This is a genomic window from Empedobacter sp. UBA7620 (assembly GCF_002484185.1).
GTDB classification, from domain to species: Bacteria; Bacteroidota; Bacteroidia; order Flavobacteriales; family Weeksellaceae; genus Empedobacter; species Empedobacter falsenii_C.
Window position 1 is genome coordinate 1 of sequence record NZ_DLJI01000041.1, and the last position, 15,176, is coordinate 15,176.

Sequence of the window (15,176 nt, forward strand, 5' to 3'; positions counted from 1 at the left end):
TTTAAAATTTGAAACATAAATAGCAGGAAAAATTCCAGCAATAACAACTACGATTACAAAAATTACAATCAAATATGGAATAAACGAAGTAATATACAATTCTAAATTTTTATCAATTAATTGATTATATGTAGGCAAAAAAACTTCAACAAAAGCTAATGCAACAATAAATGACAAAACTGTAGTTATTGTAGTTTCTATGATAAATTGTAAAACAATATTTCTTTTTGTAGCACCAACAACTTTTCTTATTCCAACTTCTTTCGCTCTTCTAATTGCTTGTGCAGTCGAAAGATTTATATAATTGATAATCGATAAGATTAAGATTAAATAAGATAACCCTAAATTGATTTGTAAGAATAGTTTGTTTCCCATTCCTTCTGGTAATCGAGAAAATTTTGCATTTAATCTTGAGTCGTTTAATGATTGAAACTTTACTGTTACTGGTTCATAAATCTTTACAAATTCTTTTACAGGTATCCCTTCGTTTTTTGCATTTTTTAAAGTATTATTTTCATAAAAAAGTTGTGTTCCTAATTTTTCAACTTCTTCTTTATCAGCAGTATTTTTTAATTTGATAAATAATCCAGAACCATAATTACCCCATTGATCTTTTGTGTCTTCTAAACGCGTATAGATATTTGAAATAACCATTTTAGGTTGAAAACTAGTATACTTGTTTGTTTTAAAAACTCCATAAATAGGCATTTTTCTACCATCAAAAGTTGTCAAAGTTTTTCCAACAGGATTTTCAGTACCAAAAATTTTAGCTGCTTCTTTTTCTTCTAATGCAACACCATATCTATTTTTTCGAAAATCATCTACACTTCCTTTTACAAACTTGAATGGAATAAAATCAAAAAAATTCTGATCTGTACTAGTAATTCCAGTAACATAAACTTTTTTATTATCTACGTAAAAAGTTTCTTGTCCATACCAACCTTCAAACCAGCAATAACTTTCTATCTTATCTGATTTTTCTTTTAAGTAACGAGGCAAAGGTTCAACACTTGTAGGCCAAGTTTCACCACCTTTTTGAAATACAGTTAATGTTTCAAATACGCGATCAATATTTGGATTCCATTTATCGTAACTCGTTTCATCTTTCCAATATAAAGTCGAAAAAATAACACCAGCAATTCCGATAGCTAAACCAAGAATTGTAAGAAATGTAAACCCTTTGTTCTTGATCGTATTTCTTAAATATATTTTAAACCAATTTTTTAGCATCGATTATATTATTTTTTTCGAATTAATAAGAATCACCATTTTCATTCAAAACTTTAGAAAGCTTATCACGCTGAATTGTTATATCAGTTGGTAAACCTTTTATCGTAATTTTACTAGCCGTATTTGCATCTACTAAAAGTTTTTCTGAAACCCAACTTGTAATTGAAGAAGCATTATTTGCTATCAAATTTGCTCTTGTTGCATTCAGTTTTTTCAAGTCTGAAATGGATCCACTTGTCGCCTTTATATCTAATTGTTTAGTTTCTCCTTTTAAAGAAACTATTGCTCCATTTGAGATATTAATCGTTGTATTTTCTGAATTGATTTTTGATTCCCAAATAGATCCAGAACTCATTTTAGAAGTTATAGTTTTAGAGGTGATATTTCCATTCAATTGAGCACCAGACGACAAATCAATCTCTAAATGATCGGTTTTTAGAGATTTAAAAACGATTTGTGCTCCTGAAGTTTCTTTAATTCTCAATACATTTGATTTAAAATTATCTTCAAACGAAATTTTTGAGCCAGAAGTCATCGAAATCTTTTCTAAAGCTATACCATAAACACTTATATCAATCTTTGAAATTGTAACATTTGGTTGGTTTTTAGTATCTATATAAACTTCTAAAACATTATTTTTTGTACTTGTAATAATGTAATTTAAATTTTCTTTTTTATCTGTCTCGACAATTACTTTTGGAGAATCTGAGTTATAATAATTGATATTTACGCCTGATTTACCTATAATTTCGTTAAAATTTTCAATATTTCTTGATTCTGTAACTTGAGCATTCAATAAGATTGTTGTCAAATTGAACAATAGAAGAATATAATTTTTCATGGTTTGTCAATTTAAATTTTAGTTTTCTCAAAAACATTTACATTTTTCTGATTCATTTTTTCAGAAAGAATTTCACCATCTTTCATGGTAATAATTTTATCAGAATAAGCCGCGTCATGAGCTGAATGCGTTACCATCAAAATTGTAGAACCTTGCGCATGTAAATCGGTCAAAAGCTCCATCACTTCATTTCCATTGATACTATCCAAATTTCCTGTTGGTTCATCAGCCAAAATTATTTTAGGATTAATCACCAAGGCTCTTGCAACTGCAACACGTTGTTGTTGACCACCAGAAAGTTGCTGTGGATAATGTTGTAAACGATGAACAATATTTAATTTTTCTGCAATTTCTTGTACTCGTTTTTTTCGTTCTGAGCTCGAAACTTTAGAATAAATCAAAGGCAATTCGATGTTATCATAAACTGATAATTCATCAATTAAGTTGAAATTTTGGAAAATAAATCCTATATTTTCTTTTCTAACTTGAGAACGTTTCGATTCGTTTGCATTAGACATTTCAAGATTATTCAACGCATAACTTCCTCCATTGAAAGAATCCAATAATCCAATAATATTCAATAATGTAGATTTTCCACAACCCGAAGGTCCCATGATGGAAATAAATTCTCCAGAATTGATTGTTAAATTAATCCCATTCAAAGCTTTTGTTTGAACATCTTCTGTAATAAATATTTTTGATAAGTTTTCTATTTTAATCATGATGTTATTTTTTTATTGTTAATTCTTGTACTTCTTTATAATCTTCGTAATTCGAAATAATTACTTTTTCATTTGTTTTTAATCCTGAAATCACTTCGTAAACACTCGGATTTTCTCTACCTAATTCAATTTTTCTACGTATTGCTTTATCGTTATTGATAACAAAAATCCACTTCCCTTGTGTCGTTGTATAAAAGGATCCTTTCGGAATAACTAATTTCTTTTCTTTTTCGGATAAAATCAACTTTACTCCTACGGATAAACCTTCTTGTAAATTTTCAGGAATTTTATCAATAAATTCTAATTCTGTTTTAAATTTTCCACTTTTTATTTCTGGAGAAATCTTAGTCACTTTTACTTTTATGATTTTTCCTTTAATTTCGATTTGTCCATATTGATTTTCCTGTATTCGATCCAAATAATATTCATCTACCATTGCAACTAATTTATATCCGCTTAGAATATCCACTTTTCCAATACTTTTTCCTGCTTCTATTGATTGTCCTAATGTCGCTTCAAAAGAGCTTAAACGACCAGTTTCAGGCGCTAGAACCAAAAAATTTTGTTTGTTTTTTCGAAGTGTTACCAAACTTTTTTGCATGATAGATAAAGCTTCATTAATTTGTTTTAATTGAATCGAATTTGATTCACGTTCCTTAACCAAACTTTTCTGAATAATTGCTTTTCGTTCTTGCTGGTAGCGCATTTTTTCCTTTGTATTTTCCCATTCATTTTTCGCTAACACTTCCCTATCATACAGTTTTTGGTTCAATTCATAATCTAATTTTGATTGATTAAAATCGTGTTCAATTCCTACAAAATCCTTTGATAGATCCAATTCTTGATTCCGAATAGATAATTTTGCAACATTTAATTGATTCATTTGCTCGATAATTGCCGTTTCTTGTGTCAAAAAATTAAGTTCCGTATTCGGATTGTATAATCGTGCAATTGGCAAACCTTTTGTGACCATTTCTCCATTTTCTACAAATATTTCTTGAACAGAACCACCTTCTATCACATTGATAAAGATTGAATTAATTGGTTCTATTTGTGCCTGAAAAACAACAAAATCTTCAAAATAATCTTCAGAAACGTCTTTTATCATCAATTCATTTGCACTTACAGTTAAAGTTCGCGGTGGATTCATCAAATAAAAACTCGAACCACCTAAAATAATGGTCGTTGCAGCAATTATTCCGAGGCGTTTATATTTTTTATTTTTTTGATTGATTTTCGTATCCATTATTTATTAAATTTACCAAACAGCCGTTTATTTATGGTTATTTTACTAATTATCAATACGTAATAAATGTGCCTAAAATTTATAATTTCTTAAAGCGTTGAAATCAATTCTTTTAAAAAATTATATAAAAAATAGACTGTCCGAAAGCGAACACTTATTTGTTCAGAAACGGACACATGACAAAACTGAATATGAAGAAAACTTTAGCCACTATACTGATTTTAGACGATCAAGAAGAAATATTAATTGCAAGTCGTCTACTTTTGAAACGTCAATTCGAAACTATTATCACTTGTTCTGATCCTAAAAAGATTCCACAAATCTTGGTAGAAAATGAAATTGATGTTGTTTTAATGGACATGAATTTTAGAACAGGTTATGAAGATGGAAAAGAAGGAATTTTTTGGCTGAAAGAGATTCAACATGCGCAACCAAAAACGAAAGTAATTTTGATGACTTCCTATGGAAGTGTAGAAACTGCAGTTGAAGGTTTAAAATTGGGTGCGATTGATTATATTTTAAAACCTTGGGATAATGATAAGTTGGTTGATCTTATAAAAGAAGAGATAAAACAGCGTAGAAAATCGAAGCAAATAAAAGAATCGAAAGAAAATAAGTTTTTTTATGGAAATTCTCCGAGTATCGAAAAAGTGTATAAAATCACCAATAAAATTGCAAAAACTGATGCAACAATCTTAATTTTAGGTGAAAATGGAACAGGTAAATCAATTTTGGCAAAATCAATTCACGAAAATTCTACTCGAAATAATGAAAAATTTATTCATGTTGATTTAGGTTCTTTGAATGAGAATTTATTTGAAAGTGAGTTGTTTGGATATAAAAAAGGTGCGTTTACCGATGCGAAAGAAGATACAATTGGTCGATTTGAAGCTGCAAATAATGGAACGATTTTTTTAGATGAAATTGGAAATTTACCAAATCATTTGCAAGCAAAACTTTTGCAAGTCATTCAGAATAAAGAAATTATTCGTTTGGGAGAAAGTTCACCAAGAAAAGTTGATGTTCGTATAATTGTTGCTACGAATGTGAATCTTGAAAATTCAGTAAAAGAAGGTCATTTTAGAGAAGATTTATATTATCGAATCAATACAATTTCGGTTACAATGCCGAATCTTAGTGAACGAAAAGAAGATATTAAACCTTTGATTGATTATTTTTTAGAACTTTATGCTGATAAATATGAGGTCGAAAAACCAGTTATTAATGAACAAATTTTGTATCAATTAGAAAACTACGATTGGAACGGAAACATTCGAGAATTGCAAAATAGAATTGAACGTGCGGTTATTTTGGCTGAAGAAAATGAAATTACGATTGAAAATTTAGGTTTCACAACATTTATTCCTCAAAAAATTACAGATAATTCAAATAATTTGAACGAAATAGAGCGAAATAAAATTGTAGAACGTTTACATTTTTTTGAAGGAAATATTAGTAAAACAGCCGAAAATTTAGGTGTTTCTCGTGCTGCTTTATATCGAAAATTAGAAAAATATAACATTACGAATTATAAATAATGAAACGCAATTCTCTTATTTTTCAGTTAGTATTCAGAATACTTTTTTTAGCATTTGTTTTGTTTATGTTGGCTTTTATTGGAATCAAAAATTATTGGTTTTCATTTACATTTGTATGTATTATTACAATTGTTTCGATTACGGAAATAATTCATTTTTCTAAAAATTATCTTTCTAAAAATCAGAAAATTATAGATGCTTTATTGTACAATGACTTTAGCTTAAATATTAATCAAAATCAATATAAAAAAGACAATTCTGCATTAAAATTATATCATAAAATTAAAGAAGAACACGTTTTAAATTCGTCTAAAGAAATCATTTATCATCAATTATTGAATGCCGTTCCGTTTGGTTTTTTGATTCTTAAAAAAGAAGAAAATGATCGAAAAATTATATTTATCAATCATCATTTTCAACTAATATTTAGCGTTCCAAAATCAAGTTCGTGGAATTATCTAAAAAAATTGATTCCACAGTTTTGTGAAACTTTAGAAAATAAAGAATTTGATGATTTTAAAAGTACAATTGACATACAAATTAATGATGAAGAGCGACAAACTTATCTGATTCAGAACACAAAAACGTTGATTGCGCATGATGAATATGCGATTATTTTTATCGATTCGATTCAACGTGTGATTGATTCCACTGAAAAAGAGGCTTGGATGAATATTATGAAAGTCATTGCGCATGAAATTATCAATTCTTTGACGCCGATTTATTCATTAGCAAATACCACAAAAACTTATTTTGAAACTGACAATTTAGATAAGAATGATTATGATGATATTCGTTTGAGTTTAGACACAATTATGAATAGAAGTCAGCATTTACAGACATTTGTAGAGCAATATCGCCAATTGACCATGTTACCAAACCCTGTTAAATCAACTCAAAATTTATATGAAATTGTCCAAGGAATTGAACAATCTTTTTCGGCTGAATTTCATCAAAAAAATATTGTTTTTCAGAATTTAATTCCACAAAATATTGAAGTTGAAATTGATCGTATCTTATTTGAACAAGTTTTGATTAACTTAATCAAAAATGCGATTTATTCATTAGAAAATGTAGAAACTAAATCTATTGAAATTTCATCGAAACAAACTGATAATCGATTGCAAATTATTATTCAAGATTCTGGACAATTGATTGATGAAGAAATCATTTCCAAAATATTTTTACCTTTTTATACAACTCGAAAAGATGGTGCAGGAATTGGCTTAACACTTTCCAAAAACATTATAGAAGCGCACAAAGGTTATTTGTATTATCAACAAAATGATGGTGTAAAACGTTTTAATATAATTTTAAAGTAACTGAAGAAGCTGAACAATTGGTAAAAAGTGTAACTTTAACTTCTAATTATATAATACTTTCTCGCCATAATCTTTGGAAATTTGTCCTAGAAAATTACTGTTATGAATGCACAAACACTTACTATACCGATTATCAATTTGAATTCAGAAAAAGATGTTGAACTCATCAATAAATTACTTTCTGAAATAGAAAATCTTGATGAATATACTGTGAATTTAGATGCTAAAACGATTAACGTTTCGGCAAAAAAATTATGGAAAGTTTCCCCTAAAATCTATGAAACTTTAAAGCAAAATAACTTCAAAATAGATTCTGTCGAAAAATCTTATCCCGTTCTCAATATGACGTGTGCTTCGTGTGCGAGTAGTTCTCAAGCGAATCTTAATCGTCAATTGGGTGTCGTAAATGCAGAAGTGAATTATGGAAATGGAATGGGAAAAATCGAGTATATTCCTACTCTTGTTTCTCCAGAAAATTTGAAAAATGCTTTAGTAGAAGTTGGATATGATTTGGTGATTGATGAGTCTAAAAATCAAGATGAAGAAATAGAACAACTTCACGAAGAAAAATACAAAACGCTGAAAAATAGAGTAATTTGGGCTTTAATTTTTGGAGTTCCTTTATTTATTGTTGGAATGTTTTTTATGGATATGCCTTACGGAAATTACATTATGTGGGCATTTTCTACGCCAATTCTTTTCATTTTTGGACAACAATTTTTCGTAGGTGCTTGGAAACAATTGAAAAATAAATCGGCTAATATGGACACTTTAGTCGCGCTAAGCACTAGTGTTGCTTATATTTTTAGTGTTTTCAATACATTATTTCCAGAATATTGGCACAGCAAAGGTTTGCACGCGCATCCTTATTTTGAAGCTGCTGGTTTAATCATCGTTTTTATCTTGATTGGTAAATTGATGGAAGAACGTGCGAAAGGAAATACTTCCGAAGCGATCAAGAAATTAATCGGATTACAACCTAATACTGTATTAGTTGTAATAGATGGAAATCAGGTTGAAGTGAAAATTGAAGATGTACAAATTGGTGATTTGATTGTTGCAAAACCTGGAGATAAAATTGCGGTTGATGGAATTATTGTTTCGGGAGAATCTTTTATCGATGAAAGTTCATTGACAGGAGAACCAATTCCAGTCGAAAAAGGAATTGATGCGAATGTTTTTTCAGGAACTTTAAACCAAAACTCTCCTATTCAATATAAAGCCTTGAAAGTAGGGAATGATACACTTTTGGCTCAAATTATTCAATCGGTTAAAAATGCACAAGGAAGTAAAGCGCCAGTTCAACAATTGGTAGACAAAATTGCAGGTGTTTTTGTCCCGATTGTAATTATTATTGCAATTCTAACGTTCATTACTTGGTTAGTTGTAGGTCAAGAAAATGCTTTTACAATGGCGCTTTTATCGATGATTACCGTTTTGGTTATTGCTTGTCCTTGTGCGCTTGGTTTAGCAACCCCAACTGCAATTATGGTTGGAATGGGAAAAGGTGCTGAACAAGGAATTTTGATCAAAAATGCCGAAAGTTTAGAATTAGCAAAGAAAATTGATACAATTATTTTAGATAAAACAGGAACAATTACCGAAGGAAAACCGAAAGTTCAAGAATTGATTTGGTTTGATGATTCTGCTAAAAATGTGCTTTATATAATCGAAAATAATTCGCAACATCCTTTGGCAAAAGCGATTACAGAACATATTGGAAAACAAGATATTTTACCTGAACTAAAAATTGAAGATATATCTGGAAAAGGATTGAAAGCTAATATTTTAAATGACACTTATTATGTTGGAAAAACAAGTTGGATTACTGAATTAAATATTCAAATTGATGAAAATGTAAAACAAGCTATTCAAGATTTTGCGACTAAAAATTATACCACTTCTTTCTTTGGAAATGATGAAAAAGTTTTGGGATTAATTGGAATTTCTGATGAAATAAAAACAACATCTGTTGAAGCTATTAAAGCTTTTCATGAAAAAGGAATTGAAGTTTGGATGGTAACTGGTGACAACGAATTCTCGGCAAATGCGATTGCTAAACAAGTCGGAATTGATCAAGTTGTCGCAAATGCTTTGCCAAATGATAAAATGAATATTATCAAAGATTTGCAACAAAAAGGAAAAGTTGTCGCAATGGTTGGTGATGGAATTAATGATAGTGCAGCGTTGGCTCAGGCAGATGTTTCGATTGCAATGGGTAATGGTTCTGATATTGCGATTGATGTGGCAGAAGTTACGTTGATTGGAGGAGATTTGACAAAAATCGATCATGCGATCAATCTTTCAACGCAGACTGTCAAAACAATTCATCAAAATTTATTTTGGGCATTTATTTACAATGTAATAGGAATTCCAATCGCTGCTGGAGTGCTTTATCCAATTAACGGATTTTTGTTAGATCCTATGATTGCTGGTGCTGCAATGGCTTTGAGTAGTGTAAGTGTTGTAACAAATAGTTTATTGTTAAAGTATAAAAAGATTTAAAAAAGATTTAAAAAAACTTTAAAATATTCATAAAAAAATCGGCTAAATATTTAGTCGATTTTAATCTTCTAATTCTTTGATTTTAACCTTTGAAGAAAAATCAGGATGTTTTGTATTGATTAAATAATTATATTCTTTTGGAATGATTGACGATGGAACTTTGATAACCAAATATTTAAAATCCTGATACCAAGCAGAACCAATCTCTTGTAACTCGGGATAAGCCTCTACAGATTGCCAATTCTTAGGTAATTTAGACTTTTTAATTTCATAAATTTCATCTTCTTCGCAATCAATTTCTATCACTAATAATTTGTACGAGTTATCAATGCTAATAGAACTTCTATGCACCACCAATTTTAAGGTTGAAAGCGCGCGAGAACTTCCTGCATAAATAACAAATTCATCATTTTTATTCCATCTGTTGGCAACTCCAGAAGCTTGTAATGATTTTGAATATCTCGCTTTACGAATATTGTAAACTAACATTGTTAGACGTTTTCTCCGTATTCTATCGCAGTCAAACGATTATCGATAAATTTCAGACCTGAAACTGTATCAAGAAAATCTGCTGGCGATTTTTTATCTAACAAAACATTAGGCGTCGTTAACCATTTCTCGAAATCATCTTTTGTATTGAAAACCTCCAAACCGTGTTTGTATAAAGAAATCAATAAAACAATATGCTCTTTTGTATTATCTTTTAGAGAAACATCTTTCGTTTTATAATTTCTGTATGTACGCGTTGTGATATTTAACCAACTTGAGATTATTTCGTCTTTTAACGTTGATAATTCATCAAGATATTGAATATATTTTTGATCAATATTATAACGATTTACGTAAAAATAAACACTCGTAAAATCTCTTACTTCAGGGATTTCATTTATGATTTGTTCGTATTTTTTTAGTTTAACAGTTGCCATAATTCTAAACTTTTATTAAAGTTACAATTTTTCCACTTAATAAAGGAACTTTTTCTCAAATTTAAATAAATTTAACAAAAAAAGAGGTTGCCTAAGCAACCTCTTCCTATATAATGATTTAAAAATTCTTATTTCAAAGAACCAACCATATCTTCTGGTTTTACCCATTCGTCAAATTCTTCAGCAGTTACATACCCTAATGCGATTGCAGTTTCTTTTAACGTTGAGTTGTTTTTGTGAGCTGTTTGAGCAATTTCAGCAGCTTTGTAGTAACCAATTTTCGTATTAAGTGCTGTAACTAACATTAATGAATTATCAACTAATTCTTTGATACGAGCATAATTTGGCTCAATACCTTGCGCACAATGCTCATCAAAAGACACACAAGCATCTCCTAATAAACGTGCAGATTGTAAGAAGTTTGCAGCCATAACTGGTTTGAAAACATTCAATTCATAATGACCTTGAGTTCCTCCAATTGTAATCGCAACATCGTTACCCATAACTTGAGCTGCAACCATTGTTAACGCCTCACATTGAGTAGGATTTACTTTACCTGGCATGATAGAAGATCCTGGTTCGTTTTCTGGAATGATAATTTCTCCAATACCTGAACGAGGTCCAGAAGCTAACATACGAACGTCATTTGCAATTTTGTTTAATGAAACAGCTAATTGTTTCAAAGCTCCGTGAGTTTCTACGATTGCATCGTGAGCAGCTAATGCTTCGAACTTATTTTCTGCTGTTACAAATGGATGACCTGTAAATTCAGCAATGTATTTAGCAACTAAAACATCGTATCCTTCTGGCGTGTTAAGACCTGTACCTACAGCAGTTCCACCTAAAGCAACTTCAGATAAATGCTCTAGTGTATTTCTTAAAGCTTTTAAACCGTGATTTAATTGCGCTACATATCCAGAAATCTCTTGACCTAATGTTAATGGCGTTGCATCCATTAAGTGTGTACGACCAATTTTTACAACAGATTTAAATTCTTCAGCTTTCTTAGCTAATGTATCACGTAATTGCTCAACACCTGGAATTGTTACTTCAACAACTGCTTTGTAAGCAGCAATGTGCATACCTGTTGGGAAAGTATCATTAGAAGATTGAGATTTGTTAACGTCGTCATTCGCTTTAAGAACTGGTTCACCTTCTCCAATTTTGAATCCAGCTAAAACTTGCGCACGATTAGCAACAACTTCATTCACATTCATATTAGATTGAGTTCCTGAACCTGTTTGCCAAATTACTAAAGGAAATTGATCATCTAATTTTCCTGCTAAAATTTCGTCACATACAGCAGCAATAGCATCACGTTTTTCAACTGGTAAAACACCTAATTCAGCATTTGCATAAGCAGCAGCTTTCTTAAGATAAGCGAAACCTTCTACAATTTCGTGAGGCATAGAAGCCGCAGGACCAATTTTAAAGTTGTTACGAGAACGTTCTGTTTGAGCACCCCAGTATTTATCTGCAGGAACTTTTACTTCCCCCATGGTGTCTTTCTCAATTCTGTATTCCATTTTGGTATTTTTTATTATTTATATATTGTTTACTTATCTCACAAATTTAAGAAATCGTTTGATGAAAGAAAAGTGATTAATGTTAGTATTTCTATAAATTTTATTTACTAAGTTTGTATCACATAAAAATAAAATCATGATTCAATTTTTAGGTTTCTTATTATTCTTAACAATCGCTTTATGCGGATTCTGGGGTATCATCTTTTTTGCAACGATGGCTATTTCTTGGATTCCATTTTGGGTTGCGAATTTAAGAAAAGAAAAAGCTGGAATAGTAACAGCAGAAGATCCTCGTCCGATTTTACCAAATCAAGAAGGAATCACAGTATTATTCAAAAAATAATAAGCTGTAAAAAAAATTAAAAGGAACTTGACGAAGTTCCTTTTTTTATTTATTCTACTTTCGAATCTTCTTCATAATTTCCTTCCAAATAATTTTTCAAACTAATTCGGATAATTTCTGTCCAACCAGCTTCAAAACTTTCGCGCGAAAAATTCTTATCATCAGGCGGAAAAGTTTCAATTCCTTCATGAATCAGCGTTAATTTTGTTTGCGGAACAATTTCATCTGTTAATTCATCCAAAATAAATGTAACAATAGAATTTCCTTCGTAGACAGGATATTTCCACGTATAAGCTAACAATTTAGTCGGCTCTACTTCTACTATTTTACAATGATGTAAATACGATCCGCCATAAAATTCAAACTCAAATCCAACTTCTGGAACAAACTTCTCAATATCAAAATACCATTTATCAAAAGCAGCTTTTGTTGTTAAGGCATTCCACACTTTGTCAATTGAAACATCAAAAATTTCTACTATTTCTACAGGCTTTGCACTCATACTCTATTTTTTTATGATTTTGTTTAATTTACTAATTTTTTAATTATTATTTAAATTTAGCCCAAAATTTAATTGTTACATTTGCTATTGTAAAATTTTTAAAATGAAATTTAATAAGACTTTTTTAAGTGTTTTAGGATTATTTGCTGGTCTTTCGCTATATGCGCAACAAGAGGTTAGCCGTCCAAAACTAGTAGTTGGTATCGTTGTCGATCAAATGCGATGGGATTATTTATATCGTTACCAAGATAGATATTCTACAGGAGGTTTCAATCGTATGTTAAACGAAGGTTTTAGCAACGAAAATACCTATATTCCTTATATACCTACTTATACAGCTATTGGTCATAGTTCTATTTATACAGGTTCTGTACCTGCTATTCATGGAATTGCTGGGAACGATTTTATCATTCAAGCAACAGGACAAGAAATGTATTGTACGCAAGATGACGCTGTAAATGGGGTTGGTACTTCTTCAAAAGCTGGAAAAATGTCTCCAAAAAACTTGTTGACATCTACAGTTACTGATCAATTAAAATTAGCAACTAATTTTCGTTCAAAAGTATATGGAGTTTCGTTAAAAGATCGTGGAGGAATTTTACCTGCAGGACATTTTGCTGATGCTGCTTTTTGGTTTGATGGAGAATCTGGAAATTGGATTTCGAGTACATTTTATATGAAAGAATTACCAAAATGGTTACAAAAATTCAATGATAAAAAAGTTGCTGAAAAATATTTAGACAAATGGAATACACTTTATCCGATTAATACATATGTACAAAGTGAAAAAGATGGAAATCCATACCGCGAAAATTATAAAGGATTAGATAAAATGCAATTTCCTTATGATTTGAAAGCGTTGAAAAAAGACAATGGTTTAGGTTTGATTCGCTCTACTCCTTTCGGAAATTCGTTGACAAAAGATATCGCGATTGAAATTATTGATAACGAAAAATTAGGTCAAAATGAGAAAGGAATTACAGATTTCTTAGCAGTTAGTTTTTCTTCTACTGATTATGTTGGACATCAATTTTCTCCAAATACAATCGAAGCTGAGGATACGTATTTGCGTTTAGATAAAGATTTGGAACAATTATTTAATCACTTAGACCAAAAAGTTGGAAAAGGACAATATTTAGTTTTCTTAACTGCAGATCATGGTGGAGCTCATAATCCAAAATATTTCCAAGATAAAAAAGGAAATGCTGGATATTTCCCAACTGGAGAAGTAAAAAAAGCATTGAACGCTAAATTACAAGAGAAATTCAAAGCTGCTGATATTGTACGTTCATTGACAAATTATCAGGTTCATTTGAATTATCAAACAATCGAACAAAATAAATTAGACGAAGAAGATATCAAAGAAGAAATCGTAAAATTTATGCAAAAAGTAGATGCTGTTTCTTTTGTTGCTGATATGGACAAAATTGGAGAAGCTTCTATTCCTACGATTATCAAAGAACGCATGATCAATGGTTATAATCGTAAACGTAGCGGCGCTATCACTTATATTTTAGAGCCACAATGGTACGGAGGAAAACAAAATTCTGGTGGAACAACGCACGGAACTTGGGGTTCTTACGATGCTCACATTCCATTTGTTTTGATGGGTTGGGGAATAAAACATGGTAAAAACAACAACCGTGTATTTATGACAGACATCGCTCCTACAGTTGCAGCTTTGCTACATATCGAAGAGCCAAACGGAAATATTGGTCAGCCAGTTTCTGAGGTTACAAATCCAAAATAATCTTATAAAAGATAATTCTAAAAACGCAACTTAATTAGTTGCGTTTTTTTTGTTACTATAATTATTATTTATTCTATTTCAATTATTTACTTTTTAGAATTAAAGAAATTAACGATTAACATCTATTACGTAATTTTAGTAAATCAGGAATTTATATCATTGATAATGAAAAAAATATAAATAAGAGGGATTAATGAGGGATTTGTTTTAAAGGATAAATCAACATTTTTCGTTGATTTGTAATAGAACGTAATTATTACAAGATCATGAAAAATTTTAGAGAAATACATATTGGTAGTTTTATTAAGAATGTTGTTCAAGTAAAAGAAATAGATACTGGAAGAATCTTAAATTTCTTTAAATGTCAAGAAGATCAAATTGAGGAAATGTATAACAAATCAAGTTTAGATTCCGATTTACTTCTTCGATGGTCGAAGTTATTAGAATATGATTTGTTTAGATTATATTCTCAACATCTCATGTTGTATAGTCCTGTTATAACGAATAAAACCAATAAAAAAACAAATGATAATTCGTTGCCAAAATTCAGAAAGAATATTTACACGAAAGAGGTTATTGATTTTATTTTAGATCAGATTAAAAATGAAAAAATGAGTAAGAGAGAAATTATAGAACGTTATAATATTCCAAAAACAACATTGTATAAATGGATAATTAAATACAATTAATTCTAATATTCTGCACAATATTAGTAAAAGAGTATA

General features: G+C 30.0%; 14 protein-coding genes. 6 read left to right on the top strand and 8 right to left on the bottom strand.

Annotated elements, in window-relative coordinates:
* The 4 genes from B2217_RS10270 to B2217_RS10285 all read right to left on the bottom strand — a co-directional run.
* A partial coding sequence (locus B2217_RS10270; RefSeq protein WP_291122514.1) for an ABC transporter permease occupies positions 1 to 1,230 on the bottom strand: 1,230 nt, incomplete at its 3' end.
* A gap of 22 nt (positions 1,231 to 1,252) precedes the next feature.
* On the bottom strand, positions 1,253 to 2,071 hold the full coding sequence (locus tag B2217_RS10275; RefSeq protein WP_180904381.1) for a GIN domain-containing protein: 819 nt from the start codon (positions 2,069 to 2,071) through the stop codon (positions 1,253 to 1,255).
* Between the two features lie 11 nt (positions 2,072 to 2,082).
* On the bottom strand, positions 2,083 to 2,793 hold the full coding sequence (locus tag B2217_RS10280; protein ID WP_180904382.1) for an ABC transporter ATP-binding protein: 711 nt from the start codon (positions 2,791 to 2,793) through the stop codon (positions 2,083 to 2,085).
* A 4-nt stretch (positions 2,794 to 2,797) separates the two neighbouring features.
* The gene (locus B2217_RS10285) at positions 2,798 to 4,039 is read right to left on the bottom strand and encodes an efflux RND transporter periplasmic adaptor subunit (protein WP_180904383.1); all 1,242 of its coding nucleotides are present in this window, start codon (positions 4,037 to 4,039) and stop codon (positions 2,798 to 2,800) included.
* Positions 4,040 to 4,230: 191 nt separating this feature from the next.
* Here B2217_RS10285 and B2217_RS10290 point away from each other — a divergent pair, with 191 nt between their 5' ends.
* The 3 genes from B2217_RS10290 (at position 4,231) to B2217_RS10300 (ending at position 9,404) form a co-directional block, all read left to right on the top strand.
* Positions 4,231 to 5,577, top strand: a complete 1,347-nt coding sequence (locus B2217_RS10290; protein ID WP_180906826.1) for a sigma-54-dependent transcriptional regulator — start codon at positions 4,231 to 4,233, stop codon at positions 5,575 to 5,577.
* On the top strand, positions 5,577 to 6,899 hold the full coding sequence (locus B2217_RS10295) for a sensor histidine kinase (protein ID WP_180904384.1): 1,323 nt from the start codon (positions 5,577 to 5,579) through the stop codon (positions 6,897 to 6,899). The genes B2217_RS10290 and B2217_RS10295 overlap by 1 nt, the downstream gene beginning before the upstream one ends.
* 102 nt (positions 6,900 to 7,001) lie before the next feature.
* On the top strand, positions 7,002 to 9,404 hold the full coding sequence (locus B2217_RS10300; RefSeq protein ID WP_280045605.1) for a heavy metal translocating P-type ATPase: 2,403 nt from the start codon (positions 7,002 to 7,004) through the stop codon (positions 9,402 to 9,404).
* Positions 9,405 to 9,464: 60 nt separating this feature from the next.
* On the opposite strand, the gene B2217_RS10305 is transcribed toward B2217_RS10300, so the two are convergent.
* The 3 genes from B2217_RS10305 to fumC all read right to left on the bottom strand — a co-directional run bounded on the left by B2217_RS10305 (position 9,465) and on the right by fumC (position 11,856).
* The gene (locus B2217_RS10305) at positions 9,465 to 9,893 is read right to left on the bottom strand and encodes an RES family NAD+ phosphorylase (RefSeq protein ID WP_286494819.1); all 429 of its coding nucleotides are present in this window, start codon (positions 9,891 to 9,893) and stop codon (positions 9,465 to 9,467) included.
* Between the two features lie 2 nt (positions 9,894 to 9,895).
* Positions 9,896 to 10,330, bottom strand: coding sequence for an antitoxin Xre/MbcA/ParS toxin-binding domain-containing protein (locus B2217_RS10310; RefSeq protein ID WP_038334185.1), 435 nt, complete (start codon positions 10,328 to 10,330; stop codon positions 9,896 to 9,898).
* 128 nt (positions 10,331 to 10,458) lie between these two features.
* Positions 10,459 to 11,856, bottom strand: coding sequence for a class II fumarate hydratase (gene fumC, locus B2217_RS10315; RefSeq protein ID WP_180904387.1), 1,398 nt, complete (start codon positions 11,854 to 11,856; stop codon positions 10,459 to 10,461).
* Positions 11,857 to 11,992: 136 nt separating this feature from the next.
* On the opposite strand from fumC, the gene B2217_RS10320 reads away from it, so the two are divergent.
* On the top strand, positions 11,993 to 12,199 hold the full coding sequence (locus B2217_RS10320; RefSeq protein ID WP_038334195.1) for a hypothetical protein: 207 nt from the start codon (positions 11,993 to 11,995) through the stop codon (positions 12,197 to 12,199).
* 49 nt (positions 12,200 to 12,248) lie between these two features.
* Here B2217_RS10320 and B2217_RS10325 read toward each other — a convergent pair whose 3' ends face one another.
* The gene (locus tag B2217_RS10325) at positions 12,249 to 12,701 is read right to left on the bottom strand and encodes an SRPBCC family protein (protein ID WP_280045602.1); all 453 of its coding nucleotides are present in this window, start codon (positions 12,699 to 12,701) and stop codon (positions 12,249 to 12,251) included.
* Between the two features lie 103 nt (positions 12,702 to 12,804).
* Here B2217_RS10325 and pafA point away from each other — a divergent pair, with 103 nt between their 5' ends.
* Together pafA and B2217_RS10335 are read left to right on the top strand one after the other, a co-directional pair.
* A complete protein-coding gene (gene pafA, locus B2217_RS10330) occupies positions 12,805 to 14,451 on the top strand; it encodes an alkaline phosphatase PafA (protein WP_180904389.1) in 1,647 nt (548 codons plus the stop codon).
* 266 nt (positions 14,452 to 14,717) lie between these two features.
* A complete protein-coding gene (locus B2217_RS10335; protein WP_180904390.1) occupies positions 14,718 to 15,140 on the top strand; it encodes a transposase in 423 nt (140 codons plus the stop codon).
* Positions 15,141 to 15,176: the final 36 nt, after the last annotated feature.

Coding starts and splice junctions, on each gene's coding strand:
- B2217_RS10275 (WP_180904381.1), bottom strand. CDS start 2,071: ATGAAAAATTATATTCTTCTATTGTTCAATTTGACAACAATCTTATTG.
- B2217_RS10280 (WP_180904382.1), bottom strand. CDS start 2,793: ATGATTAAAATAGAAAACTTATCAAAAATATTTATTACAGAAGATGTT.
- B2217_RS10285 (WP_180904383.1), bottom strand. CDS start 4,039: ATGGATACGAAAATCAATCAAAAAAATAAAAAATATAAACGCCTCGGA.
- B2217_RS10290 (WP_180906826.1), top strand. CDS start 4,231: ATGAAGAAAACTTTAGCCACTATACTGATTTTAGACGATCAAGAAGAA.
- B2217_RS10295 (WP_180904384.1), top strand. CDS start 5,577: ATGAAACGCAATTCTCTTATTTTTCAGTTAGTATTCAGAATACTTTTT.
- B2217_RS10300 (WP_280045605.1), top strand. CDS start 7,002: ATGAATGCACAAACACTTACTATACCGATTATCAATTTGAATTCAGAA.
- B2217_RS10305 (WP_286494819.1), bottom strand. CDS start 9,893: ATGTTAGTTTACAATATTCGTAAAGCGAGATATTCAAAATCATTACAA.
- B2217_RS10310 (WP_038334185.1), bottom strand. CDS start 10,330: ATGGCAACTGTTAAACTAAAAAAATACGAACAAATCATAAATGAAATC.
- fumC (WP_180904387.1), bottom strand. CDS start 11,856: ATGGAATACAGAATTGAGAAAGACACCATGGGGGAAGTAAAAGTTCCT.
- B2217_RS10320 (WP_038334195.1), top strand. CDS start 11,993: ATGATTCAATTTTTAGGTTTCTTATTATTCTTAACAATCGCTTTATGC.
- B2217_RS10325 (WP_280045602.1), bottom strand. CDS start 12,701: ATGAGTGCAAAGCCTGTAGAAATAGTAGAAATTTTTGATGTTTCAATT.
- pafA (WP_180904389.1), top strand. CDS start 12,805: ATGAAATTTAATAAGACTTTTTTAAGTGTTTTAGGATTATTTGCTGGT.
- B2217_RS10335 (WP_180904390.1), top strand. CDS start 14,718: ATGAAAAATTTTAGAGAAATACATATTGGTAGTTTTATTAAGAATGTT.